Origin of the sequence: Salipiger marinus (assembly GCF_900100085.1) — a bacterium.
Lineage (GTDB): Bacteria > Pseudomonadota > Alphaproteobacteria > Rhodobacterales > Rhodobacteraceae > Salipiger > Salipiger marinus.
The window spans coordinates 1-25,058 of the sequence record NZ_FNEJ01000035.1; the positions used below are offsets into that span (position 1 = coordinate 1).

A 25,058-nucleotide genomic window follows, 5' to 3' on the forward strand; every position below is an offset into this window, starting at 1 on the left:
TTGAAGCCCTTAGCTGAAAAATGGTGTGCGATATCGTGGTATCTTCCAGAAATCACGTAATAATCATGTGCTGAAATGGTGAAGAAAATGCGACAACAGGCGGTCCCGGTCCAGAGGTGGACTTATCCGCTTTCCTCGATCGCCGTGACCCTGAAAACATGGCCAATGAAGCCGAGCCCTTTGCGGATCGCGCGGTCGGTTGGCTTGACCTGATGGCGCAAGCCGCCCACCTGCATTCGATTACACGCGCCTGCATGGGGTTTCACCTCTGGAACCTTGCGGGCCTCGGGCAACAGGACGACCGGATGGAAGCGGCGGTTACCGCCGCACGCATTGCCGCGAGCGAAGGCCCGAATTTGAATGGGGGGGCCATCTTTGCGCCTCTGGCTATGCGCGGGGCAGGGGGGCTGCGCGCCAGTGGCCCACCTGCCGAGCGCTTGCAGCGTTGGCTCGAGGGAATGGAAACAGCATGCCTGACCGCGATGCGGCACCTCGACGATATCCAGGCATGGTCAGCGCGGGCGGACAACATGATGGCACCGCTCTCTGGCAAGACACCACCTGCATTGCGCGCGGTGCTGACCGAATGGCCCGTCGTCTCCGCTCCAATGGCCGAGACCCTGACCGGTGCCAGCCGCGCCGCCGTCCAGCGCAACCTTGCTTGGATGGCAGCGCAAGGTCTAATCCGCGAGGTGACCGAACAGGTGCGTTTCCGCATGTGGCGGGCGATGCCATGAAACACCTCTAAAGAAGCACTCGTTTTGGTGCGTAACATTTGTTGATAGTTCAACGGAGGACCAGAATCGTGACAGACCAAAAATATGAGACAGTCGATTTCGACGTGCGGCTCAGAAATAGTAGTCAGATGGATTTGCGGTGTTTTCACCTATCTGTGGGATCCTCTAGTCGCTCTAGCCTCAAATTCTTTATTTCGAAATCACGAAAGAATAAGTCTCTTGGGCGCACAAACTGGGGCACGAAAATTGCGATCTCCCCGTGGACAGACGGGGTCAGTTTATAGAGCTGGGCGACCGCCCCATGAAGCCGAAACAGCCGATCACCGCTCAGATCTTGATCAATGCCGCCGTCGCGTACATGAAGGCGATGCCGCCCAGAAACCCGACCAGTACGGCTGGTGACATCAGCGCCGCCTGCCTGTCGGCGTTTTGACGTACAAGGTAGGCGCTGACCTCGACCATGACTTGCAGGATCGCACCCGCTCCGACGGCGAGTGCCAGTGCCGACCATTGCGGCGCATAGGCAAGGCTGCCCGCCCACATTCCGAGGATGGCCGGGCCACCGGCGAGCAGGGTCAGAGCGGCAAACGTCCAAAGCGTTGGCCGGGCACGAAGCATCGGGGCGGCGATGCCTATGCCCTCGGTGACATTGTGCAAGGCAAAGCCTAGGACGAGGAAAGTTCCAAGCCCCGCCGACCCGGCGGCGAATGCGCCGCCGATTGCCAGCCCTTCGCCGAAGTTGTGAAGCCCGATCCCGAGGGCAATGTAGAACGCAAGCGCGATGCCTTCCGGATTGCCGCGCCAGCGCCCGATAGCCATCAATAGAAGAAAGCTTGTAAGCGCCGCCAGCCAGACCATGGCAGAACCTTGGAATATCGCGGCCGCTTCTGCCGATAGCTCCAGTGCCTCGGATATGGTGTCGATCAGCAGGAAGGCCAGCAACCCGACCGTCAGCGCCAGCAGAAAGTTCATCCCCCTTTGCCCGACGCCCTTCATGGCCGGATAGAACATCAGGCCAAGCGCTACCGGCAAAAGGCCGACGATCGCCCCGATCACCGCCTGGAGCCGAAGTTGCCCCCAGGTGGGACTTGGCGTCGAAACTGCCACCGCGATCTCGTGCCCGAAGGTCGCGCCTGTGTTCGTCAGCAGATTGATATGATGGGCCTCGCCAAGGACCCACGGATAGGGAATGCGCAGCCAGACCGCATCGCCGCGGGCAATCGGCCCCGCCGGTTCCTGCGTAAAGGTCCAGTAGGCATTATCCACGGCAACCTGCGCGACCACCATCGCATCCGATCCGCCGGCGCGCACCCTGAGCGATATCCCCGACCCATCGAGGATCGTCCGTTCGACGGTCAGCGCCTCGACCGGGGGGGCGCCGTTGTTGAAGCCGCGCAAGGGATCGAGCGAGGCGATCCAGACAAAGGCACCCAGCATGGCGGCCAGCGGCACGAGGACCTGAAGCAGCCGGATCATCGGCGGGCGGCGGAGGTGGCTTTGGTCGGTCATGCTCCGGCCTCCCGCACGTCGAAAAAGGCCATCCAGCCAAGTTCGGTGAGCTCGGCCTGGTGCGCATGGAACATGTACATCCCGTCCTCGTGGTCGGCGAAGCTGAATTCAAGGATGCCGCGCTGCGCCTGGCACTGCATTATCACATCGACTGTGCGCAGGGTCGGCGTGAACTGGGTGCCAGTGTCGTAGTAGTCGAAGAAATTCCCATGCAGGTGGAACGAGTTGATCGGGTCGAACTCGGTCGCGTTCATGAGGTAGATGCGCACCGGGCGCGACTTGTCGATCCGGATCGGCTCGTTCATGTAAACCTGGCCGACCGTATTGACGGCATAGACCTCGTTCTCGCCGTCGAAATTGGTATCAAAGCCGTTCATCACCATTGCCAGTTCCTGCCACTCGGCGTTCTCCGGGCTGCCCATCACACGCGACGCCGCAACGGCCGCAAATTCGGGGTGGCGCGCCGGATCTGGATCGACCACGAACAGGCCGTACATGCCCTTGTGCATGTGCCGTTTCAGCGGCAGCGCGTGGCAATGATAGAGATGACAGCCGAAGGGCTTGGCATCGAACTCATAGACGAACTCCTCGCCCGGATCGATCAGCCCGGCGCCTTGAACGCCGTCCATTCGCGCCGAGTGAATGCCGTGAAAATGCATGGAATGCGGGTGTGACCCGAGGTTGCGAAAGACGATCCTCAGTCGTTCGCCCTCCTTCGCTCGCAGGGCGGGGCCTGGCACGCGGCCGTTGAACGTCCAGGCGGGAAAGAAAACGCCGGGAGCGATCTCGATCTCCACGTCGATGGCGTCCACCTCGAACGTTCGCAACGTGCGCCCATCCGGCAGGACTTCGGTGCGACCGGTCTCCCAGTCGGTCAGCATGGCCGTCGGGTCGAACCCGTTCCGGGCGTGGTCGACTTGGCCGACCATCGTCATGTTGCCATGCGCCATGCCACTGTCATGGGCCGAATACGGATCGACCGCCCCGCCGGACATCGCATGCCCCGCCATCGGGTCGGGCGTTGCCTGGGATTGCGCGCGGCTCGCGGCCACGGCCGCTCCGCCGGCAGCCACCAGACCGCTGACCAACAACGCGCGTCGCGACGCCGATACTGGCTCCGTGACCATCGCAGGTGGCGCTGTGGGCCGAGATGTCTCCACGGCGGACGACACATCGCGCCCTCGCTTGCTGGTATCGACAGGCATGGACGATGTCCCCTCAGTTGACACGCAGGCCAAAGTCCCGGCGCAAAAAGTTAGCTTCGGCTAATAATCATCGCTTAGGCTTTACGAGTCAATCCCGATCGTGCGAGGGTGACGGCATGACGGATGATGATAACCTTGACTCAAACGAGGCAGAGGCACGTGCGGTCGAATCCCGCGCCGAGGCCTTCATCGGTGTGCGCGAAGCGCGGCGCAGCGAAGTGGCGGAAGATTATGTCGAACTGATCGCCGAACTCATCCACGAGAACGGCGAGGCCCGGCCGGTCGATATTGCGACACGCATGGGCGTGACCGCGCCTACAGTCGCCAAGACGCTTGGCCGTCTGGCGCGGGACGGCCTGATCACTCGCGCGAAATACCGCTCGGTCTTCCTGACTGAGGAAGGTCGGGCGCTTGCCAAGGAATGCAGACATCGCCACGAGATCGTCTTGCGGTTTCTCCTGAGCCTCGGGCTCGATCCCGAGACCGCGGAACGCGATGCCGAAGGCATCGAGCACCATGTCAGCGAACGGACGCTTGCCCTGTTCGCGGCCTTTTCCAAGCGGTCATAGGCGGGTGGTTGCCGCTGAAAGAAGTCGTTTTGCCGAGGACTTGAACAAGCCAACCTTCGGATGTTCCAAGAAACGTGATATTGTGCCGCTTTCATTCGGATCGCCCGGGTAGTAGATCAAGATCATGAGACGTTGGGCACGCCTTATCTGTATCCTCTCGCTGGTGGCTTTTGCCATCGGCGCGGTCGCGCAGTCTGCTGGCTCAATTGCCATGGCCTCGTCAATGGTCTCCACGGATGACGGCATGATGGCGATGGACGATTGCGACGCCTGCGGCAGCTTGGAAGACGGTAAGTTGGGTTCCGTCTGTGATTTTGTGTGCAATGCCGCGGGAATGGCCGCTCTTCTTTCGATCCCGGCTGGTACCAGCCCGATCGCTGCCACCGCAGCCCATGAAATCCAGCTCGTGGACGTCCCGCACGGAATATCCGGCCCCCCGGCCCAGCAACCTCCTCGATTCTACCTCTGATCTGACACACGGCGCCTGATTGCGCTTCGTGTGTTTCTCCGTGCCGGACGCCCTCAAATGGGCGTTTGCGCGGGGCCATGAACATCGCCGCGCAATTGCTTTGGCGGCGTAAAGTGAAATCAGAGAGTGTTCATCCATGTCCTCCCAAATCAGTTCCCGTTTTAGTCGCCGATCTTTTCTTGCAACGTCCTTGGCGGGTATCGGCGCCACGGCTTTCGGAAAGCCTCTGCGCGCCGAGCCGCAAATCCGCAGCTTCTCGCTGCGCCCCGCGCCGGGACAGGCAAGGTTGGTCCCCGAACCCTATCCCGCAACCCCCGTTTGGGGCTTCAATGGCCAGGTTCCCGGCCCGGAGTTGCGGGCTCGGCAAGGCGATCGGCTGCGCATCGCCGTCACAAACGGTCTGGACGAGGACACCACCGTCCATTGGCACGGACTTCGTCTGCCGAACGCGATGGACGGGGTTCCACACCTGACGCAGAAGCCGATCGCACCCGGAGAAACCTTCACCTACGAGTTCGACGCGATCGATGCCGGGACGTTCTGGTATCACCCGCACCAGCGCAGTTTCGAGCAGGTCGGACGTGGGCTGGCCGGACCGCTGATCATCGACGAATCCAACCCGCCGCGGGTCGATCGCGATGTCACCTGGATGCTGGACGATTGGCGGCTGTCGCAGGACGCATCGATCGCGGATGACTTCGGCGCAGCCATGGACATGAGCCATGCGGGCCGTCTGGGCAATACTGTCACGATAAATGGGCGTGTTCCCGATGTCTTCGCGGTGCGGCAAGGCGAACGTATCCGGTTGCGGCTGATCAATGCCGCGAACGCCCGCATCTTCGCGCTCGACTTCGGCGACCTTTCCGCGCGCATCATTGCGCTCGACGGCCAGCCGATCACCCCGCACGCCGCGCCTGACGGTGTCGTGGTTCTGGGCCCGGCGATGCGTGCCGACATAATGCTCGATTGCCCTGCCGACCCGGGAACCACGCTTCCAATCGTCGACCGCGCCTATCGCGATAATGAATTCAACCTGCTGGATGTCGTCTTTGACGACACGCCCTTGCGTGCCGCGCCGCCGGAATGGGAAATTGCCCTTCCAGCCAATCCGCTTGTCGAACCTGATCTGAACGCGGCCCGTCGTCACGAAATCCTGTTCACCGGGGGCATGATGGGAGCAATGGTCGAGCGCCAGATGGGCCTGAGCCAGTCAGGCAGCATGATGGGCGGAATGATGGGTGGCGTTGTGGGCGGCGGCATGTGGTTCGTCAATGGCGTCGCCGCCGAAGGGCACATGCTCGACCCCTTCCTGACATTGGAGCGCGACGCGAGCCATATTCTCCAAATGACGAACGCCACTGCCTTCGACCATCCGATCCACCTGCACGGCCACTCCTTTCGAGTCATCAGCCGCGATGGGGTGCCGACCGATTTCCGCGAATGGCAAGATACCGTGCTGATCGCGCCGCGCGAGCAGCTGGAAATCGCCCTGGTCGCCGACAATCCCGGAGACTGGATGTTCCATTGCCACATCCTCGAGCACCAGGCGGCCGGGATGATGGGCGTGATCCGCGTCGCATGAGCAGAGGAGCATGCAGATTGAAGTCGATTGAGATTGGATGTCGGCCAAACCGGCGCAAGGTACTCACCGCGGCACTCAGTATCGGCGTCGCTTCGATGTTGCCGGGGTTCGCACTCGCGGCGAGCGATGGTGATCCAGCGGCTCTTGCCTTTGATGGCGATACCATCCTGCTGGCGAGAGGAGGGCTGTTCGTCAGTGATAATGGCGGCCGGACTTGGACCGCGACAGAAACACCGGGGAACGTGCTGTCGCTGGCGACCCATCGCGACCGGCCCGGCCGTGTGGTCGCAGGGTTGGCCAAGGGCGGTGTCAGCATTTCCGAAGATGGGGGCGCTTCGTGGCGCGTCAGCGACGCTGGGCTGCCTGACGGAGAGATCAATGCCGTTGCCATCGCCTCGCGGAACCCGGACATGATCTATGCCTCGGTTCGCGGCGACGGGTTGTGGAAGAGCGAGGACGCCGGTGCAACCTGGTCGCTCGCCATGGACCGCCCTTGGCTCGACGACGCAGAGCGCGATCCTCTTGCTCTGGCTTCGGTCGAGCTTGAGACCGGCATGGGCGGTATCTGGATCTATGCGGGCACCGAGGTTGGCCTTGCGCGGGTGCCCGATTGCTTTTGTCGCTGGCAGGACGTGCGGCCAGGCAACGCGATGGACTCATTGGTTGCGGGTGAAGCCCCACCGTCCGAAGCGCCATTGCCAGGCGGTGAACCGATCCTGTCGCTGGCCAGCGCCCCCTCGGCGCCGGAAGTGATGTATGCCGCGCTGCCTTCGGGCCTCTGGGCATCGCAGGACGGCGGAGTCATCTGGCAAAAGCGGGCCAGCAAAGCTGCGACCACTGTTGCGGTTCATTCAAGAAACGAGACCTACATCGCTGCCCTGTTGGGCGGCATCTTGAAAATCAGCCGTGACGGCGGCGCAACCTGGATCGAAACTGGAGAACGATGATGGAAAATAGGGTGCAGAGAAGAAACGCGCTTGGTCTGATTGGCAGCGGCATTGTCGGAATGGTGGGCCTGACCACATCGGCCTGGGCGCAAGCGACAGACGATGTGGCACCCGGTCTGGCGGGCAGCGAAAGGCAGATCACCATCTGGCGCGATCCGGGCTGCGGCTGCTGTGATGCCTATGGGGATTATCTCGAAGAACACGGCTTTACCGTAACGCGTGTGGATGACCGCGACTTCGACAAACGCTCGGTCGAAGTCGGTGTGCCCGCCCAGGGCATCGGCTGCCACTTGGCCGAGATCGACGGCTACTATGTCAGCGGTCTCGTCCCCGTCGACATCATCGAGCGGCTGCTGGAAACCCGTCCGGCGATAACGGGTATCACCTTGCCGGGAATGCCCGCGAATGCACCCGGGATGGCTGCGGTCAAGTCAGGCACGCTAAGGACCTACGCCTTTGGCCCGGAAGGAATCTCAATCTATGCCGATGAATAAGGGGCCAAAGAACCGACTGGCGAAGGGTACGGTCAGGCGGTCAGTGCACCTCGCTGCCCTAGTGTCCACGCTCGCGGCCACCGGCCTCGTGGTGCTGGCCCAATCGGAACCGGTGGACCCGCGTGTCGAGGGACTGACGTTTTTGGGAGAGCCCGTGCTTGCAGCCGAGGTCACGGCAGGGCAACGGCTTTATGCGGACAACTGCGCCAGTTGCCATGGTGCGAACCTCGAAGGCCAGCCCGATTGGCGTCGTCGTCTTGACACCGGAAGAATGCCGGCCCCGCCGCATGATGACACAGGCCACACCTGGCACCATTCAGACCGCATGCTTTTTCAGATCACTAAAGGCGGGGTCGGGGCCGTCGTGCCGGGATACGAGAGCGACATGCCGGCCTTCGGAGAGGATCTGACAGACGCAGAGATCGCGGCTATCCTCGTCTACATCAAGAGCACCTGGCCTGAGCGACAACGTGAGTTCCAAGCCGAAGTTTCGGCCAATGACACGGGCGGGTGAAGATCGACAGGGTGTCAGGATAGTATCTTTCGACCAAAGCCGATCCACCGGGGGACCAATTCGGCAAATCTGTCCTATTCCGCCCCCCGACTCCCGCTTTACCACGCTAATTCGGACCTGACCTGGTTGGCCGTTAACCCGACCGCAAGGCAAGCATGTGCTACCAGGGTCGCGTGCATGCGTTCACGAAAATTTGCCCTTGAACCTCTAGCCACTAGAAGTCCTATCTAGTCGACGAGAATGTATATCGTTCTTGCCATTGATCGCCGGTGGGAACCGAAAGGGTACGACATGCTGACAAGACGACACTTCATTCAAACGACAACAGCGCTCTTTTCGGCGACTGTGGCCAACCCTGTGTTTGCCGATAGCTGGCCCACCGAGGCGCAGAAGGCTGAATGGGACGCGCAAGTCAGCCCGCCCGGCTTCGATCCGGCCACGTCAAACCCTTGGGGACTACACCCACGTTTCTTGCCTCAGCGTGTGGACGCGAAGGACGGCCTCGTGCCGGGAGACATCCATGTCGATGCGGTCGCGCGGTATCTCTACCACATTGAGGAGGGTGGAACCGCGATGCGCTACGGCGTGGCGATCGCGCGGGGCAACCTCTACGAGCCAGGTGTTTATAACATCAAGCGCAAGGTCAGGTGGCCGCACTGGACGCCGACACAGAATATGATCGAGCGGGATCCCGAAAACGCAAGATGGGCCGACGGAATGGAACCCGGGCCTCAAAACGCCTTGGGATCGCGGGCGCTCTATCTCTATGTCGGTGATCGCGACACCTATCTTCGGATACACGGCACACCCTATCCGAGAAGCATCGGCGGTCGTGCGAGTTCGGGTTGCGTGCGGATGGTTATGGCACACATCAACGAGCTTTATCCGAACGTCGAGATCGGATCGACAGCACATCTTTATTCGGCTGAGGACAGCGTTACCGCGAGAAGTTGAATGAGGTAAATAGCTCTCAGCGCATTGATGTGACGTGCGGGTCGTCGTCACACTTCCCGCGCGACGCAGATAGGGTTGCCGTTCGCCGTGCGCAGCGGCAGCAAGGTCGTTTCAACGGGGCCGCTGTGTTCGTACCAGTAGCACCCGTCCTCGGGCACCAAGCGCGCGGTTGCAACATCCTGATCCGGGGCAGCCATTGCAATCACGGCTTCGGGAACGTTGCCCCGCTGGTCTGCCGCGTCGCCTGGCCCAGTCGGCTGGACTGCGCATCCGGCCGTAAGCGACAGCACCACTGCAACCATCATTTTTTGCTTCAGCATCAAAACCCGCATCAAGCTTCCTTTCGTGACTGTTTTTCTTTGCAGCGGCTGTTCATGCCTCAAGGCGTGATGGAGCCGGTCGCCGCATCCTCTAGCAATAAAACAAACTGAAATACCACCGTATTCTGCTCTTGAAGCTCTAGCTACTGTAGGGGCTATGTCATGGTAAAGCACCCGTATCCAGAGGTCCATTCATGCCGTCCGACACCCATCGTCACGACCACGATCACGCCGAAGATGCCCAGACAAGCGGCGGCAGCTGCTGCGGGAGCGCCGGAACGTGCGGCGACATCGTTCCGACGACGCCCGCGCCAGCGGGCGGGCGCAGTTTTCAGGTGTCCGGCCTCGATTGCGCCGAGGAGGTAGCAATCCTGAACAAGGTGGTCGGCCCGAAGATCGGCGGGGCCGAGCATCTCGCGTTCGACATCATCAATGGACGGATGACTATTCTCGACAGCGCCAAGAGTGTATCGGACGGCGAAGTTGCAGAGCTGGTCGCAAGCACCGGCATGACCGCCAAGCCCTGGGATGCCGAAAACGCGTCGGTCGACCAGGCGGCCCATCTTGCACGCCAGCGGCTGTTTACGGCGCTCAGTGGCGGCTTCTGGGCCGCGGGATTTCTGTGGCACATCATCGAGACCGGCATGGGGGGGGCACTCGGCCTCTTCGCAGGGCACGGCGAAGCGCCGATGCCACTGGTCGAGGCAGGGCTATTCGCGGTTGCGATCCTGTTCGGTGTTTGGCTCGTGGCGCCCAAGGCATGGTCGTCCGCACGGCGGCTGTCGCCCGACATGAACCTGCTCATGGTAGTCGCAGTCGCGGGTGCAATTGGCCTCGGCGAATTTTTCGAGGCGGCGACGGTTGCGTTCTTCTTCTCGCTCTCGCTTTTCCTCGAAAGCTGGAGCGTCGGGCGTGCGAGGAATGCGGTTTCAGCTCTGCTGGACCTGGCGCCGCCGACGGCAAGAATTCTTTATGATGACGGTTCGGAAGCGGACGTACCGGCTTCCGCGGTTGCTATCAACGCACGTTTCGTCGTGCGCGGCGGAGACCGCATCCCATTGGATGGTGAGGTTGTCGATGGGGCAGGGGCCGTCGATCAGGCGCCAATCACCGGAGAGAGTGCGCTGGTCCCAAAGGAACGGGGCGACGATGTCTATGCCGGTACGATCAACGGCGAAGGCACACTGACGGTGCGCGCCACGAAGGCCGCCTCGGACACCGTGTTGGCCAAGATTATCCGCATGGTCGGCGACGCCCATGCCCGCCGCGCGCCGGTGGAGCAGTGGGTGGCGAAATTTGCCCGCATCTACACGCCTATCGTCATGGCTCTCGCCATCGCAATTGCCCTGTTGCCGCCGCTCATTTTCGGTGGGGCCTGGGATTATTGGTTCTACAATGCACTCGTGCTGCTGGTGATCGCCTGCCCGTGTGCTCTGGTCATCTCGACACCGGTCTCCATCGTCGCTGCACTCACCGCCTCTGCGCGGGCGGGGGTGCTGATCAAGGGCGGTGCATATGTTGAGGCACCGGGCAAGACCACTGCATTGGCCATGGACAAGACCGGCACGATCACCATGGGCGAGCCCGAGGTGGCGGCGGTGCATCCGCTGGGCAAAGCATCGGCGCAAGATCTGATGACCCTCGCCGCTGGGCTGGAGGCACGTTCCTCGCATCCCTTGGCGCGTGCCATTCTCGCGCGGGCAGAAGCCGACGGCATCAATGTGTCCGCCGCGGAAGACACCCGAACCGTTCCCGGTAGGGGACTTGAAGGACGCACAGACGGCCGGTCGATCTGGCTAGGGTCCGACCGGTTTGCCGAGGAGAAGGGTTTCGGCGACGCCATTCCGAAGGATCTGCGCGACCGCATCGAAGGGGCTGGCAGCACCCTTGTTGCCGTGGGCGACGACACCGGCGTGACCGGCATCCTGGAATTGCGCGACCGTATCCGCCCCGACGCCAAGGGCATCGTGGCACAGCTCCACGCGCAAGGCGTGAAGACCATCGTCATGTTGACGGGCGACAACGAGCGGACAGCGCGCGCCGTTGCAGCCGAGGTCGGCATCGACGAGGTCCGTGCCGAGCTTTTGCCCGAAGACAAGGTGACAGCCATCGAAGAACTGGTCGAAACGCATGACATGGTGGCCATGATCGGCGACGGGGTGAACGACGCCCCCGCCATGGCGCGCGCGCATTACGCCATCGCGATGGGCGCTGTTGGTTCGGACGCGGCAATCGAGACGGCGGATATTGCCCTGATGACCGACGACCTCGGCAAGGTGCCTTGGCTGATCGGTCATTCGCGCCGGACAATGTCGATTATCCATCAGAACATCGGTATTTCCTTGGCGACCAAGGGCGTTTTCGTTGTCGCTACCGCGTTCGGACTGGCATCGATGTGGGGCGCTATTGCAGCCGACGTAGGAGTGTCATTGCTGGTGGTGGCCAACGCCCTGCGCCTGCTTAACAGCCAAGAGGCCAAGGCGCCGCCGTCCGGCGGTGAACAGGTTGGCGAAGGCTTGGCCAAAGGGGCGCTGGCACATGGTCATTGAACTGGGAGAACCCGGAAAGGAGCCGAGACGAGACATGAGCGTGAAGGGCAGGATGATGTGTCCGGTTTGCGAGGTGCCCTTGAGCATGACCGACCGCCAGGGGATCGAAATCGACTTCTGTCCCGATTGCCGGGGTGTCTGGCTCGACCGGGGCGAACTGGACAAGATCATCGAGCGTTCGGCACCCGATGTGGCGCCTCAGCGGGTGCCTGAGCCGCGCGGCTACGACGATGATCGCGGCTACCGGCGCGGAAAGCACGGCGGCGGCGACGGCAAGCACGGCTATCGGCGCAAATCCTGGCTTCACGAGTTGTTCGATTAAGGCTTGCCGTGGCCTCCCTGCCGGTCGCCCTTAAGGCGCTGCGGTAGGCCCTCAAGGCATTCAGCGGTGAGCAGGTTGGTCCAGAGATCGCAAAGGCCGCGCTTGCCCACGGACATTGATCACGCAGCATTTGCAAGGTAACGTAATGTCCATATCAGACCTCACGAAAGAGGCATCGAGCAGTGAAAACCATCCGATTTCCCCGCCGCGCCGTCCTGTTGGGCGGGTTGGCAGCGTTTTTGTCTGGCTGTGCCAGCAAGTTCCGCAGCTATGGCGGACCCGAGGTGACCCGTGTTCGGCTTTACAAGGGGCAGCGTTTGCTTGTTCTGGACGGAGCCGATCGCGTATTGCAAACCTATCCGGTCGGGCTGGGTTTCGCTCCTGAGGGTCACAAGCAATTCGAGGGAGACGGCCGGACCCCTGAGGGCGCTTACGTAGTCGATAAGCGCAACCCCGACAGTACGTATCATCTTTCGGTTGGCATCTCCTATCCGAATGAGGCCGACATAGCCTTCGCTGAAGCGCAGGGCCTTTCCCCCGGCGGCGACATCTTCATCCATGGTGGTCCACGCCCAGGGATCGACCCAACGGATGTCCGCGACTGGACAGCTGGCTGCATCGCGGTCACAGATCGGCAAATCGAGGACATCTATGCAATGGTGAAAGACGGAACACCGATCGACATCTACGCCTGATGGGAGGAGATGATCTTCCGTCAGATCAGGAAAATCGTCGGTACAGGGCCACGTTGATCACTTCGATGGCGATCACGGCTAAAGTGACGCTCGCCGCCGGGGGCCAGCGCAAGCACCCGGTACGCGTAAGGACACTACAATATGTGTCCAGCCGTGGCAGTGGCGAAACAGGCTGGCCCTAGCGGAGAAGAATGCGTCTGGTCTCATGTCGAATTCAATCTATCCGAGGGCATAGACGATGGTCACGACGGTAATCATGACAACCATGAACATGGAGAATGCGCCAAGGGCGAGCGTACGGCCCATGTCCCGGTTCGGCTTCTCTACTTTCAGACGCAGTTCCTCCGCGGTTTCCGGAAACTCGAGCGCCGCCGCATTCGATTGGCGCATCAGGTCGTAGCGGGACGTCCAGCGCCGTTCCTCCGCCGCGTTCCAGCCGTTCAGCACCAGAATGATTGCCGCGATGAGAACCATCGACGACGGGACCCAGATTACGTAGCCACCGATTGTCTCGTCAGCCAGGGCGCGAAGTCGACCACCGCTCGCTGCGATGATTTCTGATCCATAGAGGGGCACCTCCTTGAGCGTTGTCAGGGAGCCCAGAAAGATGTTGGAAACGATCACCACGAACCCTGACATCAGCCGAGCGCCGCGCCGCGCTCCTTCAGGCGGATCACGCAGATCGAACAGCATAGCAAAGTACCAAAGCCCAGCAAGCACCATAGACAGATGTGCCAGCGCTTCCATCGCCGCAATACGTTGTGTAAGGGCGTAGATCATCGGGATCTGCCAGACGAAAAGCGCACCAATCAACAAGGAGGTGGCAGATGCAGGAAACGCCAAGAATCGCGGGATACGCGCACGCCCAATCGCGGCAAGGCGTCGGCGCCATTCCCTTTTCAATCCGGCTTGAAGGCCAAGCCAGGGCTGAGAAACCGCGATAAGAAGCGGTCCTACCAGTCGCAGAAGAAGATGCTCGACCTGATGTACCGAAAACAGACTGTGCCCCAATGGCGCGAGCGGCCCATTCGTCGCGACGAGGACGGCCGCGAGGCCGACAAAGAAGGCGGTTCGACGCCAACCAGAAACCCTTCCGAGACAGCGAGCGTGTATTTTGAGCCCACGCAAAAACAGCCATACTGTAAGACCGACAACAATGAGCGACACCGGTGACAGCACATAGCCGAAAGGGTCGTAAAGAAAGAAGAAGTTTGTGATCATTCGCTCTGGCCCTCGCTCATCCGAGGGTTGTCGGAGGTAGCCGGTGTGAGCCGCGAGATCCCGGAAGCGCCGCCACGGGCCAGTGACAGATCGGTCGACATGGCGAGGTATTCGCCTTGTATCCACGAGGGAAAGAGATTGTCGTAGAATCGAGATAGCGGATGTCCCGACTGTCCGGCGGGCGTGATGTAGTATGATCCCGCTGCTTCCGATATCGACATGACCGCCTGAAAATTGCTTCCGGCACTCACAAGGAATGGACGGTCTTCTTCAACACCAAATGATGTCAAGAATTGCGTAAACGGATCGCCTGAAATCGGCGCTTGAAGGGACAGCAGGTCGGTCAGCAACCCACGTGAACTGATCGGCGACCACTGCATGTCCAATCTATGCTCCTCCCCCCAGGTCCACGTCGAGGGATCGCGCCCATATCGATCGACCAGCCAGCCAAGGGCATCATCCAGGGCCACGCGAACCTGCTCCTCGCATGTCTCGCGAGGTGAGGATAGGCGGATGTCGCACCAGATTGCGCTACCGCGACGATCGCTGAGTACCGCATAAAGAAAGTTCGGGTTCGGACGGGTCCAGAGTTGCTGCGCTGCCGGAAATTCGTCTTTCAAAATGCGCTGCTGCAAAGCCCGGAGCCAAGTCCAGAACAGCAGAGGTTCCGGTGAATAGCGATCCATGTCGCCATTCCACGACGCAAGCCTGTCCAGTAGTTCACGACGAAGGTCGTTCGCATCGGTGCCTTCGATGCTGTCTCTGGACTGCACGAACCAAAGCTCCTTCGCCATCAGGGGCAGCAGGGTTCGCGCCACGGTACTTACGGTGTCCCTTTGAACACCGATGGCGCCTTCAGTCGAGAAGATCGATTGCCGCGCTTCAAGCTCCGCCAGTCGAATGTCGCGAAATGACAACGCTCGTACGGCTTCCTCTTTTGGCCATCGGGCAACGGTCTCTCGGTCAATGGCCAATGCCTCCATGCCTTTCGGCAACATGTCTGCGGCAACTCCGATGGCATCGGTCGCGTCGGCCGAACGCGTGAACAGCTCCAGCATCGTCAGGAAACCTGCCGCCTGCACGGGTGACGGCCCCCTTGGTGCCTCCTCGTCTGGCACGGGAAATGACCGGAAGGCCCAGGCGACGCGCGTATTGCGACCGACAATAACGAAAGGTACGCCCGGCATCGTGGCCCCTATGGCCGGCCCTGTCGAAAACTGAAGATCGGCGAGATACCATTCCGAGGGCAGCGACAGGGAACCGCTGATATCGGCGGCGAGAATTGGTGTCCCGGCAGCGGTTCGGTCACCGTCTATCGCCCATGCATCGAGGCGCTGCTGCGGATCAGTCGCAAATAGTTCGAGCACTTTTGGTCGATCCGACGGTATAATTGCACTTGATAAGCTCGGCGTTCCTTTCCGTGCGCTTTCCGGTCGCAGGCCATTCAGAAAAGACCGGGCAATCCTCAGGCTATCGCCAGGTGTCCAGGCATCGATCGACCGTTCGTCTGCGATCAACAGTTCCGGCGAGCCTCTGCCGCGCCCTCCCGCCGACACCAGCTCGAGCCACGCATTGACGCCGGCCGCATAGGATTCGAGCGCGTCTGAGACCGCTGGCGCAACGGACAATGTCTCATCGGATGGCCAAGAAGCTTCGGCCATTCGCCTTGCTCTTAACAGCTGACCGAGTCGGTCTTGCGCATGAACGAAGCCGATCGCGAAATAGACATCCGCGGCGGAACTCGCGGTAATGTGCGGGATTGCCGAGGCATCTCGCAGAATATCGACCGGTCCACCTAAGCCTGCTACCGAGAAGTCCTCGTTGTAGTCGGGAACGGATGCGCTCAGCAGAAAATAGACCAACCCGGAACCAACCGATGCCGTGATACAGATCGCCAAGAACCCGTACAGTAATATGTTGAAAAGACGTCTCACGTCGGTGCCGTTTCGAAACCCTTCTCATGCAAAGATGCGCAAGAGGACCACCGAAACGAAATAGGTGAGAAGACCGAAGGCGATCGCCGAACTCGCCGCATACTGGAGGATATCCAGCCGGTTTCCTTTTCGGCGTCGCGCCAGATATCCACCCCAGATCGCACCCGCGACAATGCCCGCGATTACCAGCATGACTTTTTCTCCGTTCGTGTTCTCTTGTTGCACCGGTGTGTGCCGACCAGACCTGCAGCCAGTCCCACGGCCCAAGTAGTGAAGATGAGAGCCAGCAGCGCCCAGTCGCCGAAGCGCGCATATAGCGTTGACGGATGAGCAGAGGGCAGAGCCGCATCTATTACACCGGTTTCTCCGTTGCCGAGCCGCGCGACGAGGTCACCGTTCGCGTCGATGACCGCGGAGATGCCCGTATTCGCGGCTCGGATGACAGGAAGGCCTTCCTCTACGGCGCGCATCCGTGCGGAAGCCAGATGCTGCTCGGGTCCGATGCTGGTGCCGAACCAGGCGTCGTTTGTCGCGTTGAAAATCCAGTCCGGCCTGAACAGGTCGTCGACCACATGGCTTGGGAAGATGATCTCATAGCAGATCGCCACGGCGACCAGGGGCACACCCGGAAGCGCAAGCGTTCGCGGGCCCGGTCCGGGCGTAAAATCGCCCAGACCCGCCGTGAGTCGCTCGATGGGCAACCAGCCACGGAATGGCACATATTCGCCGAAGGGTACGAGATGGTGTTTCGCGTATCCGGTCAGGATTCTGCCGGTCTCGCCAAAAGCCTGGACCGTGTTGAAATATCGGGTGCCATCCTCGCTCGGTACACGGTCCGGCACCCCGGTGAGCAGCATGCTGCCGTCTGGTAGCGCTGCGGCAATGCGATCCCGCGCCTCCGTATCCTCATCGAGGAAACCCGGAAAGGCGGTTTCCGGCCAAAGAAGTACGTCGAAATCGCCGGGCTGGGTTGAAAGCTCAACATAGCGCGCGAAGGTCGCCTCGCGGTTCTCGGGCGCCCATTTCTCCTCTTGTGGAATGTTGCCCTGGACGATGCGCAGGTCGACACCGGGTGGCTGTTGTGCATCCGACTGGAGGCGAAGCGTACCGACAGCCCACATCGTCGCGATGCCGGCCAGCGCCATGAGCGAAACGGTCAATCGTTGCCGCCCGGACGTCATGACAGCCGCGCCGGGAAGTGCCGCGACGAACACGCTGAGAAAGCTTAACCCATAGCTTCCGACCCAGGCGGCGGTCTGGCGAAGGGCGGCGTAGTCGGCAAGTGCGTAGCCGGCGAGGTTCCAGGGAAACCCTGTCAGAACGTGACCACGCAACCACTCGGTCGCGGTCCAGGAGGTCGTGAACAGGAGGCAGGCGAGGAGACTACCCAGGGCTCCGCGCCGCGCGATTTCGGCGAAGAGCGCTGCGGCAATGGCTGGGAAAATTGCGAGACCTGCGGACAATCCCGCGACAGCCGGGATCGCCATCGCCCCGAACCGCTCGGCCTCGACGTAGAAACTCTCTGCAATCCACGAAATCCCGAAACCGAACTGGCCAAGACCAAACGCCCAGCCGACGAGGAAAGCACGCCCTAGAGAGAGATCGCAAAGACCGACAAAGAACGCGGAATAGGCAACGGGAACGAGCAGGAGAAGCGAGAAAGGCGGGAAAGTCAGAACGGTCAGCGCCCCGGCGGCGAAACCAAGCGTCATCCGCGAAAGCAAACGGTGGCGCAGAGCGATGCGGTTCAGAATTTTCGGTTTCACGACTTGATCGAACGCCGCGCGCTGATCCATGGCGCGGCGAGCAAGAGCCCCACGCCACTTACAACAAGTATATCGGCCATGTTGAAGGCAGGCCAATGTGTTGTGCCAATGTAGAAATCGAGAAAGTCTGTTACAGCCCGATACCGCACACGATCGATAACATTGCCCAAGGCTCCGCCAATGATCGCGCCATAGGCAAGTGTTTCGACCGCATTTTCGGCGCGAAACAGCATAACCCCCAGCCAAACACAGATGGCAAGAGCGAGAGCGATGAGGCTCCACCACGGAGCGCCGCCCAGCATCCCGAAAGTCACGCCGTCATTACGATAAAAGACGAGGTTGAATCCCGGAAACACGGAAATCCCGGCGCTTAAAGTGGCGGCATTCGCAACAACAATGGCTTTGGCGATCTGATCAATCGCGAACGCAGCAAGCGCCGCGAAGACGCCGATCACCGGAGATACCTTGTTTAGTGACATTGCCTCATCCCAACCAGACATCGAGAAACAGCATCAGAACGAGCCCGACTGCGAGACCGAGCGTCGCCCTGTTCTGATGGCCGCTGCGATGGGTTTCGGGGATGATTTCGTGGCTGATGACGTAGAGCATCGCTCCCGCGGCAAAGGCCAGACCCCATGGAAGCAGCGGTTCCGACAGTGTGATGATCCCGGCCCCGAGCAGGCCGCCAATCGGCTCGACCATGCCCGTCAGCGCCGCGATGCCCCAGGCGCGCAGCTTCGGATATCCCTCGCCCAGCAGAGATACAGCGACGGCCAATCCTTCGGGCGCATTCTGAAGCCCGATTCCGACAGCAAGCGGCAGACCGCCCTCCATACCTCCGGATCCGAAGCCGACCCCAACCGCAAGGCCTTCGGGGAAGTTGTGGATCGTGATCGCGATGATGAACAGCCAGACCCGCCGCAAAGACGCCGCTTCGGGCCCTTCGCGTCCTGTCTTGAAGTGCTCGTGCGGCAGCTTTTCGTTCATCAGGGCGACAGCCCCCATGCCCAGAAGGATCGAGACGCAGACGATGGCCGCAGGCATCGCGCCGTTCTCGAACATTGGCTCTGCCGCATCCAATGCCGGGATGATCAGCGAAAAGAACGAGGCTGACAGCATGACACCGGCAGCGAAGCCGAGCGACAGATCGCGCGTGGCCCGGGACGGGATGCGCCCAAACAGCACGGGAGCTGCTCCGACTGCCGTGAGCGAACCGGCAGCGAGACTTCCGAGAAAGCCGAGTATTATCGGAGACAGATTTTCCATGGGCGGGCCAGATTATCCTTCGGCGTAGCTCGAAAAGACTTCCGTCGACCCGTCCTTGCGGATGAGGAAGACATCATAGGCCTCGCGGTCGTCTTCTGGCCCCATGCCGGGCGAGCCATAGGGCATCCCCGGAACGGCGAGGCCGACGGCGTCCGGGCGCTCCTCGAGAATGCGGCGGATGTCAGCGGCCGGGACATGGCCTTCGATCACGTAGCCATCAATGAGCGCGGTGTGGCAGGAGACCATGCGCTGCGGCACGCCGTTGTCGAGCTTGAAGCGAACCAGCGACCCACCGAACATGTTCTCGCCCGTCGGCGCAAACCCGTTTTCTTCGAGATGGTTCATCCAAGACAGGCAACAGCCGCAACCGTTCGTCTTGCGGACCTCGATCGCCGTTGCCTCTGCGAGGACCTGGGCCGCTGGTAACAGGGCGAGGGTGATTGCCAGAGCTTGGGTCATGCGTTTCATGGGTCAGAGCCTTTCGGTTGTCGTTTCGGCAATCTCGCTGCCGAGGTTTTGATTCAGAAGCGCGCGCGCCTCGGCCAGACGCGAGAGCGCGGCGGTATCATCTGCTTCGCTCTCGGCTGCTTCGGCGAGCCGGTCGTCAGAGAGGGGGTCAGTCGGGCGCCCATCCACGAGGACTTCGTAGTGTAGGTTCGGACCTGTCGCCGTGCCAGTCGCGCCGACGCGGCCGATCACATCTCCCGCCGCAACGCGTTGGCCTTGTGCCAGGCCATCCGGCACGGCGCTCAGATGCGCATAGCGCGTCATGGTGTCGGAGCCGTGGGCGATTTCGACCACTCGACCATAGCCGCCTCGCCAGCCGATGAAACTGACCCGCCCCGGTGCCGTCGATTGAACCGGTGTCCCACGTGCCGCTGCGAAATCGACGCCGGAGTGCATCCGGACGTTGCCAAAGACCGGATGCGTGCGGCGTCCGAACACCGAGCTGAGGCGCGCACCCTCGACCGGCTGTGCGAAGACGCGCAGCACCTCGCCATCGACGTAGATCGTCGCCTGACCGCTGCCGTCGTCTGGCCATACGATCTCGTAAAGCGAACCGCCGATCTCCAGTGCGGCGAAGGCGAGATCGGGCTGTCCGATCCTGTCCTCGCCGACCCGCGCCTCGCGCCAGAGAAGCCTTAGTGTTTCGCCGCCGGCCATCTCGCGGCGGAAATCCACGGTCCCACCCAGCATCTGCGCAAGGTCCACGGAAAAACGGGCGGGTATGCCGGCTTCGTCGAGTGCCGCGAAGATCGAGCTGTCGATCACGGCTTCGCCGGCAAGGGTTACGATCTCCGGATCCGGAGCCACGACCTGCGCAGACAACTGCTCGCCGAAAACCACCTCGATCCGCACTCCGTCCTCGACGGCGAGTGAGACGGTGCGGGGGCTGCCGTCCACGGTCGAAGCAACAGTGACCGAGTGCCCCGGCCGCAGCCGTCGCAGATCGTATTCCGCGCCAAGCGCGAGGGCAACTTCGGCTCTGTCAGGTGCCGCAAGACCAGCTTCAGACAGCAAGAAATCGAGCGTCTCGCCAGGTGCAATGTCGCGCGACCATGTCGACAGGGGTGGCTCGATCGCCTGCACGGGCCTGTCGGAAAACGCGACCTGCAGAAGGGGCAGGGGGCCGAGGTCGGGTGCATCTTCTGCCCATGCCGTCGCGGGCAGCGTCACGAGGATGTCAACGTTTTGGGGAGCTTCAGGACCTTGGGGCATCCATTTACCTGCCGAGGCAAGTTCCGGCGGCACGGGTTCTTTCGACATGAAATCAGAGAGGGCGATAGCCGCTCCCGAAACCATCCCCGCAATTGCGACACAAGCCGCCATAGTTCTGAGCCTCATGTCGCCCCCTCCGTTTCTTCTTCCAGCGCGCGGCGAATTTTCGGCACCGCGAATTCTCTGGGTTCGTGATAGTCGATCATGGTGACGAACCGCCCAGAGGCTGCGAACAGGAAGACGCTCGCGCTGTGGTTCATCGTGTAATCGCCGCTCTCCGTCGGCACCCTTTCGTAGGTGGCGTGGAAGCCGTCCGCGACGCGCGCTATCTGCTCCTCCGGCCCCGTCCAGCCGCGAATCGCCGGATGGAAGTAGCCGACATATTCGGCCATCGTTTCGACAGTGTCGCGCTCGGGATCGACCGTGATGAAAACCACGTTCATCTCGTCGGCCTCGTCTCCCAGATCGTCGAGCCATCCCGAAATGTCCGAGAGCGTGGTCGGGCAGACATCGGGACAGTAGGTGAAGCCGAAGAACGCCATCGTCGGTCGCCCGATCAGGGTTTCCGGCCCGACCGCGTTGCCCTCATGATCCGTCAGACGGAAATCCATCGCGGTCAGAGCCACTGGCCGCTGCCCGATAGGCTCAGGTCCACCGGGGCCATCGACCTGCCACCAACCGACGAAGAGCATCAGGGCGACCGCCCCGACACCAGGCGCACCATACCCCAGGATCGCCCGTCGCCGCATCAGTCATCTGGCCCCCGCGCGGCGATGCCGAGGATCGGCACCTCGACCGTCACCTCGCCTCCGTCGTCGAAAAGCAGGGTCAGCGGAAAGGTGTCCCCTTCCGTCATCGGTTCTTGTAGCCGCATCAGCATTGCGTGCAGGCCCCCCGATTCGAGCGCGACGCTCTCGCCCGGGGCGATCGCGATCTCCCCCGCCGGAGTCATGGAACTCACACCTTCGGCATTTGTCTTCGTCTCGTGGATTTCGGGCATCATCGCGAGCGGTGTTGTAAGGCCGATCAGCGTCACTGGCTCGTCGCCAGTGTTGCGGATCGTCATGTAAGCGGCCCCGGGACGGTTCATCCCGATGGAGGCGCGGGACCACGCGTTCTCGACGACCACATCCTCGGGTCCGGCCAGCGCGGGCACCGAGAGCCCTCCAAGGGTCAAAAGCGCCGCCAGTGTGCTGGTCAAAATATACTTTTTCATAGTTCTGATCCTGCCCTTTCCATTCAGCTTTGCGCGGCAGCGACTTCGGCGGCCACTAGGCGACGCAGTTCTGCCTCTCCGAATGGATCGAGCGGCGTGCCGTTCACGAAGAATGTGGGCGTCTGGCGAATTCCCACGGTCTCGACGTCGGCACGATCCTGGTTCAGAATTGCTACGACATCCGGTGCCAGCATTTGCGTGCGCGCGGCGTCTGCATCGAGCCCGGCCGTGGCGGCGATCTGAAGGATCAGGCCAGGCGCCGGGGCACCGTGCGACGCCCATCTCGGCTGTTCCCGCAGAACGGCCTCAAGCACCGGCACGTAAACGTCCTGCATGCGCGCCGCCTCGAGCACGCGGATCGCTTCCTCGGATGCCGCGCCGTGGAAGGGCGTGTAGCGGATCACGACGCGGACAGCATCCCCATGCTCGGCCATGATGTCCTTCACGATGGGATGAAAGGCGCGACAGGCCTCGCAGGCCGGATCGAAGAATTCGACGATCGTGACGGGCGCTTCCGCAGGCCCGAGGATGGGCGAGTAGGGGCGGATCATCGCGTCCGCGAGTTCCGGCGCAACAGGCTCCGCTTCGGCCACCGGCCCGGGGCGGGTTGCAAACCAGGTGGCTCCGCCGAAACCGGCGACGCCGAGGGCGAGAACGGACAGGATCAGGCCGCGTCGGTTCATGTTCGTGTATCCTTCAATGAAAGGGCCGACAGGGCCCCGATCAGCGCGAAGGCGGCGAGCGCCATCAGCGGGATCGGGATGCCGAAGACCAGTTGGTTGTCATCGGTGCAAGAGGGGCCGGTGGCCGAGCAGGGCTGGATGCGTTCGGGAACAAGACCGACGTACAGCCCCATGTGCCAGAGGGCGATTGCGCCGCCGCCAAGCGCCAATGCGATGCCGTAGCGCCCCACGCGGCCGTCCCGCCACCAAAGGCCGAGCCCGAGGACAATGGCCAAGGGGAACATGAAGGCGCGCTGGAACCAGCACAGCACACAGGGCGTCTGCCCCAGCACCTCGCCGATGAAAAGCACGGCAAGCGAGGCGACGAGCGCGATGATCCACGCCAGCCCGAGGGCTGTTTCTCCGGACATACGGTTCATTTCGGTCAGATCCTCTTTTCCAGATCGGCGAGGATCTCTTCGGCGGAGGTGCCGTAGGGCCACGAGTCGGCGAAGCCCGCGTCGGGATCGAAGAGGAACAGATGCGACGTGTGGCCCATGGTGTACCCATCCCGCGCTGCGGCCTCTTCGACGCGCTCAAAGAAGATTGGAAACGTCTCGGACGTGGCGGCGATCTGTTCCGGCGTGCCCGTCAGCCCGATGATGCCCGAATCGAACAGCGGGACGTATTCGGCGAGTGCTGCGGGCGTGTCTCGTTCAGGGTCGATTGTTATGAAAATCGGCTGGACCTTGGCGGCATCGTCGCCCAGACCCTTCATCACCGCCGCGACCTCAGATAGGGTCGTTGGGCAAACGTCGGGGCAGTTGGTAAAGCCGAAAAAAACCAGCATCCAGCGCCCCGCAAAGTCCTCCTCGGTTCGAACCATACCCTGGTGGTCCGTCAGTTCGAACTGAGCGAAAAAAGGCGGCTCGGCGTCAGTTCGGGCGCTATCGGCACGATAATCGGACCATAGCAAAAGCCATAGGAAGGCAAGCGCTGCAACGCCTGCCAAAACCCAAAGAAACTTCTGTGCCGATGTAAGGGACAATCCTGTTCGCCTGTTTTTGATTCTTATTGCATGTGCGGATACATCCTCTAGCCGCTAGAGGTTCAAGCGCGAAATCATGGTATAGCTTCAACTCACGCGTCTGTGAATCCGACACTTGTTTATTTCGACGGCAAAACCTACACAAACTGTATCTTTTTCATGGAGGCGAAAATGCTCACGATCGGTACTCTGTCAAAGAAGACTGGCACAAAAGTGCAGACCATCCGGTACTACGAACAGATCGGACTCATGCCCGAACCTGGCAGGACCGAAGGCGGACAGAGGCGCTACGACAATGCACAGCTCGATCGACTGTCCTTCATCCGCCACTCGCGGCAACTCGGTTTCTCGCTCGATGCGATCCGCGAGCTGCTCGACCTCAGCGACCATCCCAACCGGCCCTGCCACGAGGCCGATGCCATCGCGCGTCGCCAGCTCAAACAGGTGGAGCAGCGCATGGCGCGCCTGAAGGCGCTGCGCACGGAACTGAAACGCATGGTTCACGAATGCAGCGGCGGGCGGACGGGAGATTGCAAGGTGCTTGAGGTGTTGCGGGACCATTCGGAATGCTTGACCGAGCACGAGGAAATCGGGGTCTGAAGGAATTCAGCCAACATTCCGGCTGGAACGCAGATCAGCCGCAGAAGTTAATGTGTTGCACAACACAAGCTGGAACCACAAAATGGCCGCTAGACGAGATTCAATGGAGAGACGGACGCTTTGGATCGTTCTGGCGCTCAATATCGGTTTGGCCGTGGCGTTTTTCGCAACAGGCGCCTTCGGCGATTCAAGTGCTCTGATCGCCAACGGGCTCGATAACCTCTCCGACAGCTTCGTCTACGCGATCAGCCTTTTCGCTTTGTCCCGATCCGACAAATGGAAACGCGGGGCGGCGAACGTTTCCGGTGGGCTGCTGATCCTGTTCGCTGCAGGCATCCTCTACGATGCGTGGCGCCGCTACATCGGCGGGTCAGATCCGCTCGGGACGATCATGATCGCCATGGCCCTGATTGCGGCGGCCATCAACGCAGTCTGCGTCTGGCTGCTCGCTAAGCTCAAAGATCCGGACGTCAACATCCGCGCGGCCAACACCTTCAGTTACAACGATTTCGCCGCGAACCTCGGAATCGTCGTGGCTGGCGGCCTCGTCGCCTGGCTGGGAACCAACTGGCCGGACCTCGTCGTCGGCGTGATTGTCGCCGGGATCGCGGCCTGGGGAGGTATCGACATTCTGCGCGACGCACACGGCGAACACCACAAAGCAGTTCATACGGGCAAATAATTGCGGGAGATTCTTTCTGAAAGAAAGGATTGAAGCTACAGTGACTATAGCAATTAGTCTTGTTCCAAGACGATTCGA

General features: G+C 61.4%; 28 protein-coding genes and 1 pseudogene. 13 read left to right on the forward strand and 16 right to left on the reverse strand.

Features of this window, described 5'->3' with window-relative positions; genetic code table 11:
• Positions 1 to 95: 95 nt before the first annotated feature.
• A pseudogene (locus tag BLR51_RS24600) lies at positions 96 to 737 on the forward strand (hypothetical protein); the annotation flags it as partial.
• A 327-nt stretch (positions 738 to 1,064) separates the two neighbouring features.
• Here BLR51_RS24600 and BLR51_RS24605 read toward each other — a convergent pair.
• Entirely contained in the window at positions 1,065 to 2,246 is a 1,182-nt protein-coding gene (locus tag BLR51_RS24605) for a ZIP family metal transporter (RefSeq protein ID WP_089851959.1), read from the reverse strand.
• Positions 2,243 to 3,451 carry a multicopper oxidase domain-containing protein gene (locus BLR51_RS24610; RefSeq protein ID WP_242656842.1) on the reverse strand — a complete coding sequence of 403 codons (1,209 nt, stop codon included), beginning with the start codon at positions 3,449 to 3,451 and terminating at the stop codon, positions 2,243 to 2,245. Before BLR51_RS24610 ends, BLR51_RS24605 begins: the two co-directional genes overlap by 4 nt.
• A gap of 116 nt (positions 3,452 to 3,567) precedes the next feature.
• Here BLR51_RS24610 and mntR point away from each other — a divergent pair, with 116 nt between their 5' ends.
• From mntR to BLR51_RS24645, 7 genes are all read left to right on the forward strand, one after another.
• A complete protein-coding gene (mntR, locus tag BLR51_RS24615) occupies positions 3,568 to 4,020 on the forward strand; it encodes a manganese-binding transcriptional regulator MntR (RefSeq protein WP_009503860.1) in 453 nt (150 codons plus the stop codon).
• 124 nt (positions 4,021 to 4,144) lie between these two features.
• On the forward strand, positions 4,145 to 4,489 hold the full coding sequence (locus tag BLR51_RS24620) for a hypothetical protein (RefSeq protein WP_009503859.1): 345 nt from the start codon (positions 4,145 to 4,147) through the stop codon (positions 4,487 to 4,489).
• Positions 4,490 to 4,625: 136 nt separating this feature from the next.
• Entirely contained in the window at positions 4,626 to 6,071 is a 1,446-nt protein-coding gene (locus BLR51_RS24625) for a multicopper oxidase family protein (protein WP_089851963.1), read from the forward strand.
• A gap of 17 nt (positions 6,072 to 6,088) precedes the next feature.
• Positions 6,089 to 7,018, forward strand: a complete 930-nt coding sequence (locus BLR51_RS24630) for a WD40/YVTN/BNR-like repeat-containing protein (RefSeq protein WP_235958035.1) — start codon at positions 6,089 to 6,091, stop codon at positions 7,016 to 7,018.
• Complete coding sequence (locus BLR51_RS24635) at positions 7,018 to 7,512, forward strand: DUF411 domain-containing protein (protein WP_089851965.1); 495 nt, start codon at positions 7,018 to 7,020, stop codon at positions 7,510 to 7,512. Before BLR51_RS24630 ends, BLR51_RS24635 begins: the two co-directional genes overlap by 1 nt.
• Positions 7,505 to 8,026 (forward strand): c-type cytochrome, encoded by a 522-nt coding sequence (locus BLR51_RS24640; RefSeq protein WP_131821879.1) that lies wholly within the window; start codon positions 7,505 to 7,507, stop codon positions 8,024 to 8,026. Before BLR51_RS24635 ends, BLR51_RS24640 begins: the two co-directional genes overlap by 8 nt.
• Positions 8,027 to 8,317: 291 nt before the next feature.
• Positions 8,318 to 8,980 carry a L,D-transpeptidase gene (locus BLR51_RS24645; RefSeq protein WP_009503854.1) on the forward strand — a complete coding sequence of 221 codons (663 nt, stop codon included), beginning with the start codon at positions 8,318 to 8,320 and terminating at the stop codon, positions 8,978 to 8,980.
• Positions 8,981 to 9,027: 47 nt separating this feature from the next.
• Here BLR51_RS24645 and BLR51_RS24650 read toward each other — a convergent pair whose 3' ends face one another.
• Positions 9,028 to 9,312: a hypothetical protein gene (locus tag BLR51_RS24650; protein ID WP_028095377.1), complete on the reverse strand. Its 285-nt coding sequence runs from the start codon at positions 9,310 to 9,312 to the stop codon at positions 9,028 to 9,030.
• A 182-nt stretch (positions 9,313 to 9,494) separates the two neighbouring features.
• Between BLR51_RS24650 and BLR51_RS24655 the strand changes: the two genes are divergently transcribed.
• The 3 genes from BLR51_RS24655 (at position 9,495) to BLR51_RS24665 (ending at position 12,866) form a co-directional block, all read left to right on the forward strand.
• Positions 9,495 to 11,849: a heavy metal translocating P-type ATPase gene (locus tag BLR51_RS24655; RefSeq protein ID WP_089851968.1), complete on the forward strand. Its 2,355-nt coding sequence runs from the start codon at positions 9,495 to 9,497 to the stop codon at positions 11,847 to 11,849.
• 34 nt (positions 11,850 to 11,883) lie between these two features.
• Entirely contained in the window at positions 11,884 to 12,171 is a 288-nt protein-coding gene (locus tag BLR51_RS24660) for a TFIIB-type zinc ribbon-containing protein (RefSeq protein WP_009503851.1), read from the forward strand.
• 182 nt (positions 12,172 to 12,353) lie between these two features.
• Positions 12,354 to 12,866 (forward strand): L,D-transpeptidase family protein, encoded by a 513-nt coding sequence (locus BLR51_RS24665; protein WP_035367119.1) that lies wholly within the window; start codon positions 12,354 to 12,356, stop codon positions 12,864 to 12,866.
• A gap of 219 nt (positions 12,867 to 13,085) precedes the next feature.
• Here BLR51_RS24665 and BLR51_RS24670 read toward each other — a convergent pair whose 3' ends face one another.
• The 13 genes from BLR51_RS24670 to BLR51_RS24730 form a co-directional block, all read right to left on the reverse strand.
• Positions 13,086 to 14,087, reverse strand: coding sequence for a cytochrome c oxidase assembly protein (locus tag BLR51_RS24670; protein WP_066010418.1), 1,002 nt, complete (start codon positions 14,085 to 14,087; stop codon positions 13,086 to 13,088).
• Entirely contained in the window at positions 14,084 to 15,949 is a 1,866-nt protein-coding gene (locus BLR51_RS24675) for a penicillin acylase family protein (protein WP_242656843.1), read from the reverse strand. The genes BLR51_RS24670 and BLR51_RS24675 overlap by 4 nt, the downstream gene beginning before the upstream one ends.
• A gap of 96 nt (positions 15,950 to 16,045) precedes the next feature.
• Entirely contained in the window at positions 16,046 to 16,213 is a 168-nt protein-coding gene (locus BLR51_RS27875) for a hypothetical protein (RefSeq protein ID WP_009503847.1), read from the reverse strand.
• Positions 16,204 to 17,817 carry an apolipoprotein N-acyltransferase gene (lnt, locus tag BLR51_RS24685; protein WP_089851970.1) on the reverse strand — a complete coding sequence of 538 codons (1,614 nt, stop codon included), beginning with the start codon at positions 17,815 to 17,817 and terminating at the stop codon, positions 16,204 to 16,206. Before lnt ends, BLR51_RS27875 begins: the two co-directional genes overlap by 10 nt.
• Positions 17,784 to 18,242, reverse strand: a complete 459-nt coding sequence (gene lspA / locus BLR51_RS24690) for a signal peptidase II (RefSeq protein WP_089851973.1) — start codon at positions 18,240 to 18,242, stop codon at positions 17,784 to 17,786. Before lspA ends, lnt begins: the two co-directional genes overlap by 34 nt.
• Positions 18,243 to 18,270: 28 nt before the next feature.
• A complete protein-coding gene (locus BLR51_RS24695) occupies positions 18,271 to 19,053 on the reverse strand; it encodes a ZIP family metal transporter (RefSeq protein ID WP_089851975.1) in 783 nt (260 codons plus the stop codon).
• Positions 19,054 to 19,065: 12 nt separating this feature from the next.
• Positions 19,066 to 19,521: a DUF411 domain-containing protein gene (locus BLR51_RS24700; RefSeq protein WP_089851977.1), complete on the reverse strand. Its 456-nt coding sequence runs from the start codon at positions 19,519 to 19,521 to the stop codon at positions 19,066 to 19,068.
• A gap of 3 nt (positions 19,522 to 19,524) precedes the next feature.
• Positions 19,525 to 20,898 (reverse strand): M23 family metallopeptidase, encoded by a 1,374-nt coding sequence (locus BLR51_RS24705; protein ID WP_089851979.1) that lies wholly within the window; start codon positions 20,896 to 20,898, stop codon positions 19,525 to 19,527.
• Positions 20,895 to 21,521 carry an SCO family protein gene (locus BLR51_RS24710; protein WP_089851981.1) on the reverse strand — a complete coding sequence of 209 codons (627 nt, stop codon included), beginning with the start codon at positions 21,519 to 21,521 and terminating at the stop codon, positions 20,895 to 20,897. The genes BLR51_RS24705 and BLR51_RS24710 overlap by 4 nt, the downstream gene beginning before the upstream one ends.
• Positions 21,521 to 21,988 carry a copper chaperone PCu(A)C gene (locus BLR51_RS24715; protein ID WP_089851983.1) on the reverse strand — a complete coding sequence of 156 codons (468 nt, stop codon included), beginning with the start codon at positions 21,986 to 21,988 and terminating at the stop codon, positions 21,521 to 21,523. Before BLR51_RS24715 ends, BLR51_RS24710 begins: the two co-directional genes overlap by 1 nt.
• 23 nt (positions 21,989 to 22,011) lie before the next feature.
• The gene (locus BLR51_RS24720; protein ID WP_089851985.1) at positions 22,012 to 22,671 is read right to left on the reverse strand and encodes a DsbA family protein; all 660 of its coding nucleotides are present in this window, start codon (positions 22,669 to 22,671) and stop codon (positions 22,012 to 22,014) included.
• Positions 22,668 to 23,090 carry a disulfide bond formation protein B gene (locus tag BLR51_RS24725; protein WP_089851986.1) on the reverse strand — a complete coding sequence of 141 codons (423 nt, stop codon included), beginning with the start codon at positions 23,088 to 23,090 and terminating at the stop codon, positions 22,668 to 22,670. The genes BLR51_RS24720 and BLR51_RS24725 overlap by 4 nt, the downstream gene beginning before the upstream one ends.
• Before the next feature lie 5 nt (positions 23,091 to 23,095).
• Entirely contained in the window at positions 23,096 to 23,698 is a 603-nt protein-coding gene (locus tag BLR51_RS24730) for an SCO family protein (RefSeq protein ID WP_242656845.1), read from the reverse strand.
• A gap of 171 nt (positions 23,699 to 23,869) precedes the next feature.
• On the opposite strand from BLR51_RS24730, the gene BLR51_RS24735 reads away from it, so the two are divergent.
• Positions 23,870 to 24,298, forward strand: coding sequence for a MerR family transcriptional regulator (locus BLR51_RS24735; RefSeq protein ID WP_037954972.1), 429 nt, complete (start codon positions 23,870 to 23,872; stop codon positions 24,296 to 24,298).
• A 103-nt stretch (positions 24,299 to 24,401) separates the two neighbouring features.
• Complete coding sequence (locus BLR51_RS24740) at positions 24,402 to 24,980, forward strand: cation efflux transmembrane domain-containing protein (RefSeq protein ID WP_037941752.1); 579 nt, start codon at positions 24,402 to 24,404, stop codon at positions 24,978 to 24,980.
• Positions 24,981 to 25,058: the final 78 nt, after the last annotated feature.

Excerpts from the sequence above, each read along its gene's own strand:
- BLR51_RS24640 (WP_131821879.1), top strand. The coding sequence starts at position 7,505 with ATGAATAAGGGGCCAAAGAACCGACTGGCGAAGGGTACGGTCAGGCGG.
- BLR51_RS24705 (WP_089851979.1), bottom strand. The coding sequence starts at position 20,898 with ATGAGGCTCAGAACTATGGCGGCTTGTGTCGCAATTGCGGGGATGGTT.
- BLR51_RS24700 (WP_089851977.1), bottom strand. The coding sequence starts at position 19,521 with ATGAAACGCATGACCCAAGCTCTGGCAATCACCCTCGCCCTGTTACCA.
- BLR51_RS24740 (WP_037941752.1), top strand. The coding sequence starts at position 24,402 with ATGGAGAGACGGACGCTTTGGATCGTTCTGGCGCTCAATATCGGTTTG.
- BLR51_RS24625 (WP_089851963.1), top strand. The coding sequence starts at position 4,626 with ATGTCCTCCCAAATCAGTTCCCGTTTTAGTCGCCGATCTTTTCTTGCA.
- BLR51_RS24635 (WP_089851965.1), top strand. The coding sequence starts at position 7,018 with ATGGAAAATAGGGTGCAGAGAAGAAACGCGCTTGGTCTGATTGGCAGC.
- mntR (WP_009503860.1), top strand. The coding sequence starts at position 3,568 with ATGACGGATGATGATAACCTTGACTCAAACGAGGCAGAGGCACGTGCG.
- BLR51_RS24670 (WP_066010418.1), bottom strand. The coding sequence starts at position 14,087 with ATGATCACAAACTTCTTCTTTCTTTACGACCCTTTCGGCTATGTGCTG.
- BLR51_RS24650 (WP_028095377.1), bottom strand. The coding sequence starts at position 9,312 with ATGCGGGTTTTGATGCTGAAGCAAAAAATGATGGTTGCAGTGGTGCTG.
- BLR51_RS27875 (WP_009503847.1), bottom strand. The coding sequence starts at position 16,213 with ATGCTGGTAATCGCGGGCATTGTCGCGGGTGCGATCTGGGGTGGATAT.
- BLR51_RS24660 (WP_009503851.1), top strand. The coding sequence starts at position 11,884 with ATGAGCGTGAAGGGCAGGATGATGTGTCCGGTTTGCGAGGTGCCCTTG.
- BLR51_RS24695 (WP_089851975.1), bottom strand. The coding sequence starts at position 19,053 with ATGGAAAATCTGTCTCCGATAATACTCGGCTTTCTCGGAAGTCTCGCT.
- BLR51_RS24645 (WP_009503854.1), top strand. The coding sequence starts at position 8,318 with ATGCTGACAAGACGACACTTCATTCAAACGACAACAGCGCTCTTTTCG.
- BLR51_RS24720 (WP_089851985.1), bottom strand. The coding sequence starts at position 22,671 with ATGAACCGACGCGGCCTGATCCTGTCCGTTCTCGCCCTCGGCGTCGCC.
- lnt (WP_089851970.1), bottom strand. The coding sequence starts at position 17,817 with ATGGATCAGCGCGCGGCGTTCGATCAAGTCGTGAAACCGAAAATTCTG.
- BLR51_RS24655 (WP_089851968.1), top strand. The coding sequence starts at position 9,495 with ATGCCGTCCGACACCCATCGTCACGACCACGATCACGCCGAAGATGCC.
- BLR51_RS24620 (WP_009503859.1), top strand. The coding sequence starts at position 4,145 with ATGAGACGTTGGGCACGCCTTATCTGTATCCTCTCGCTGGTGGCTTTT.
- BLR51_RS24735 (WP_037954972.1), top strand. The coding sequence starts at position 23,870 with ATGCTCACGATCGGTACTCTGTCAAAGAAGACTGGCACAAAAGTGCAG.
- BLR51_RS24710 (WP_089851981.1), bottom strand. The coding sequence starts at position 21,521 with ATGCGGCGACGGGCGATCCTGGGGTATGGTGCGCCTGGTGTCGGGGCG.
- BLR51_RS24725 (WP_089851986.1), bottom strand. The coding sequence starts at position 23,090 with ATGAACCGTATGTCCGGAGAAACAGCCCTCGGGCTGGCGTGGATCATC.
- BLR51_RS24605 (WP_089851959.1), bottom strand. The coding sequence starts at position 2,246 with ATGACCGACCAAAGCCACCTCCGCCGCCCGCCGATGATCCGGCTGCTT.
- BLR51_RS24610 (WP_242656842.1), bottom strand. The coding sequence starts at position 3,451 with ATGCCTGTCGATACCAGCAAGCGAGGGCGCGATGTGTCGTCCGCCGTG.
- BLR51_RS24715 (WP_089851983.1), bottom strand. The coding sequence starts at position 21,988 with ATGAAAAAGTATATTTTGACCAGCACACTGGCGGCGCTTTTGACCCTT.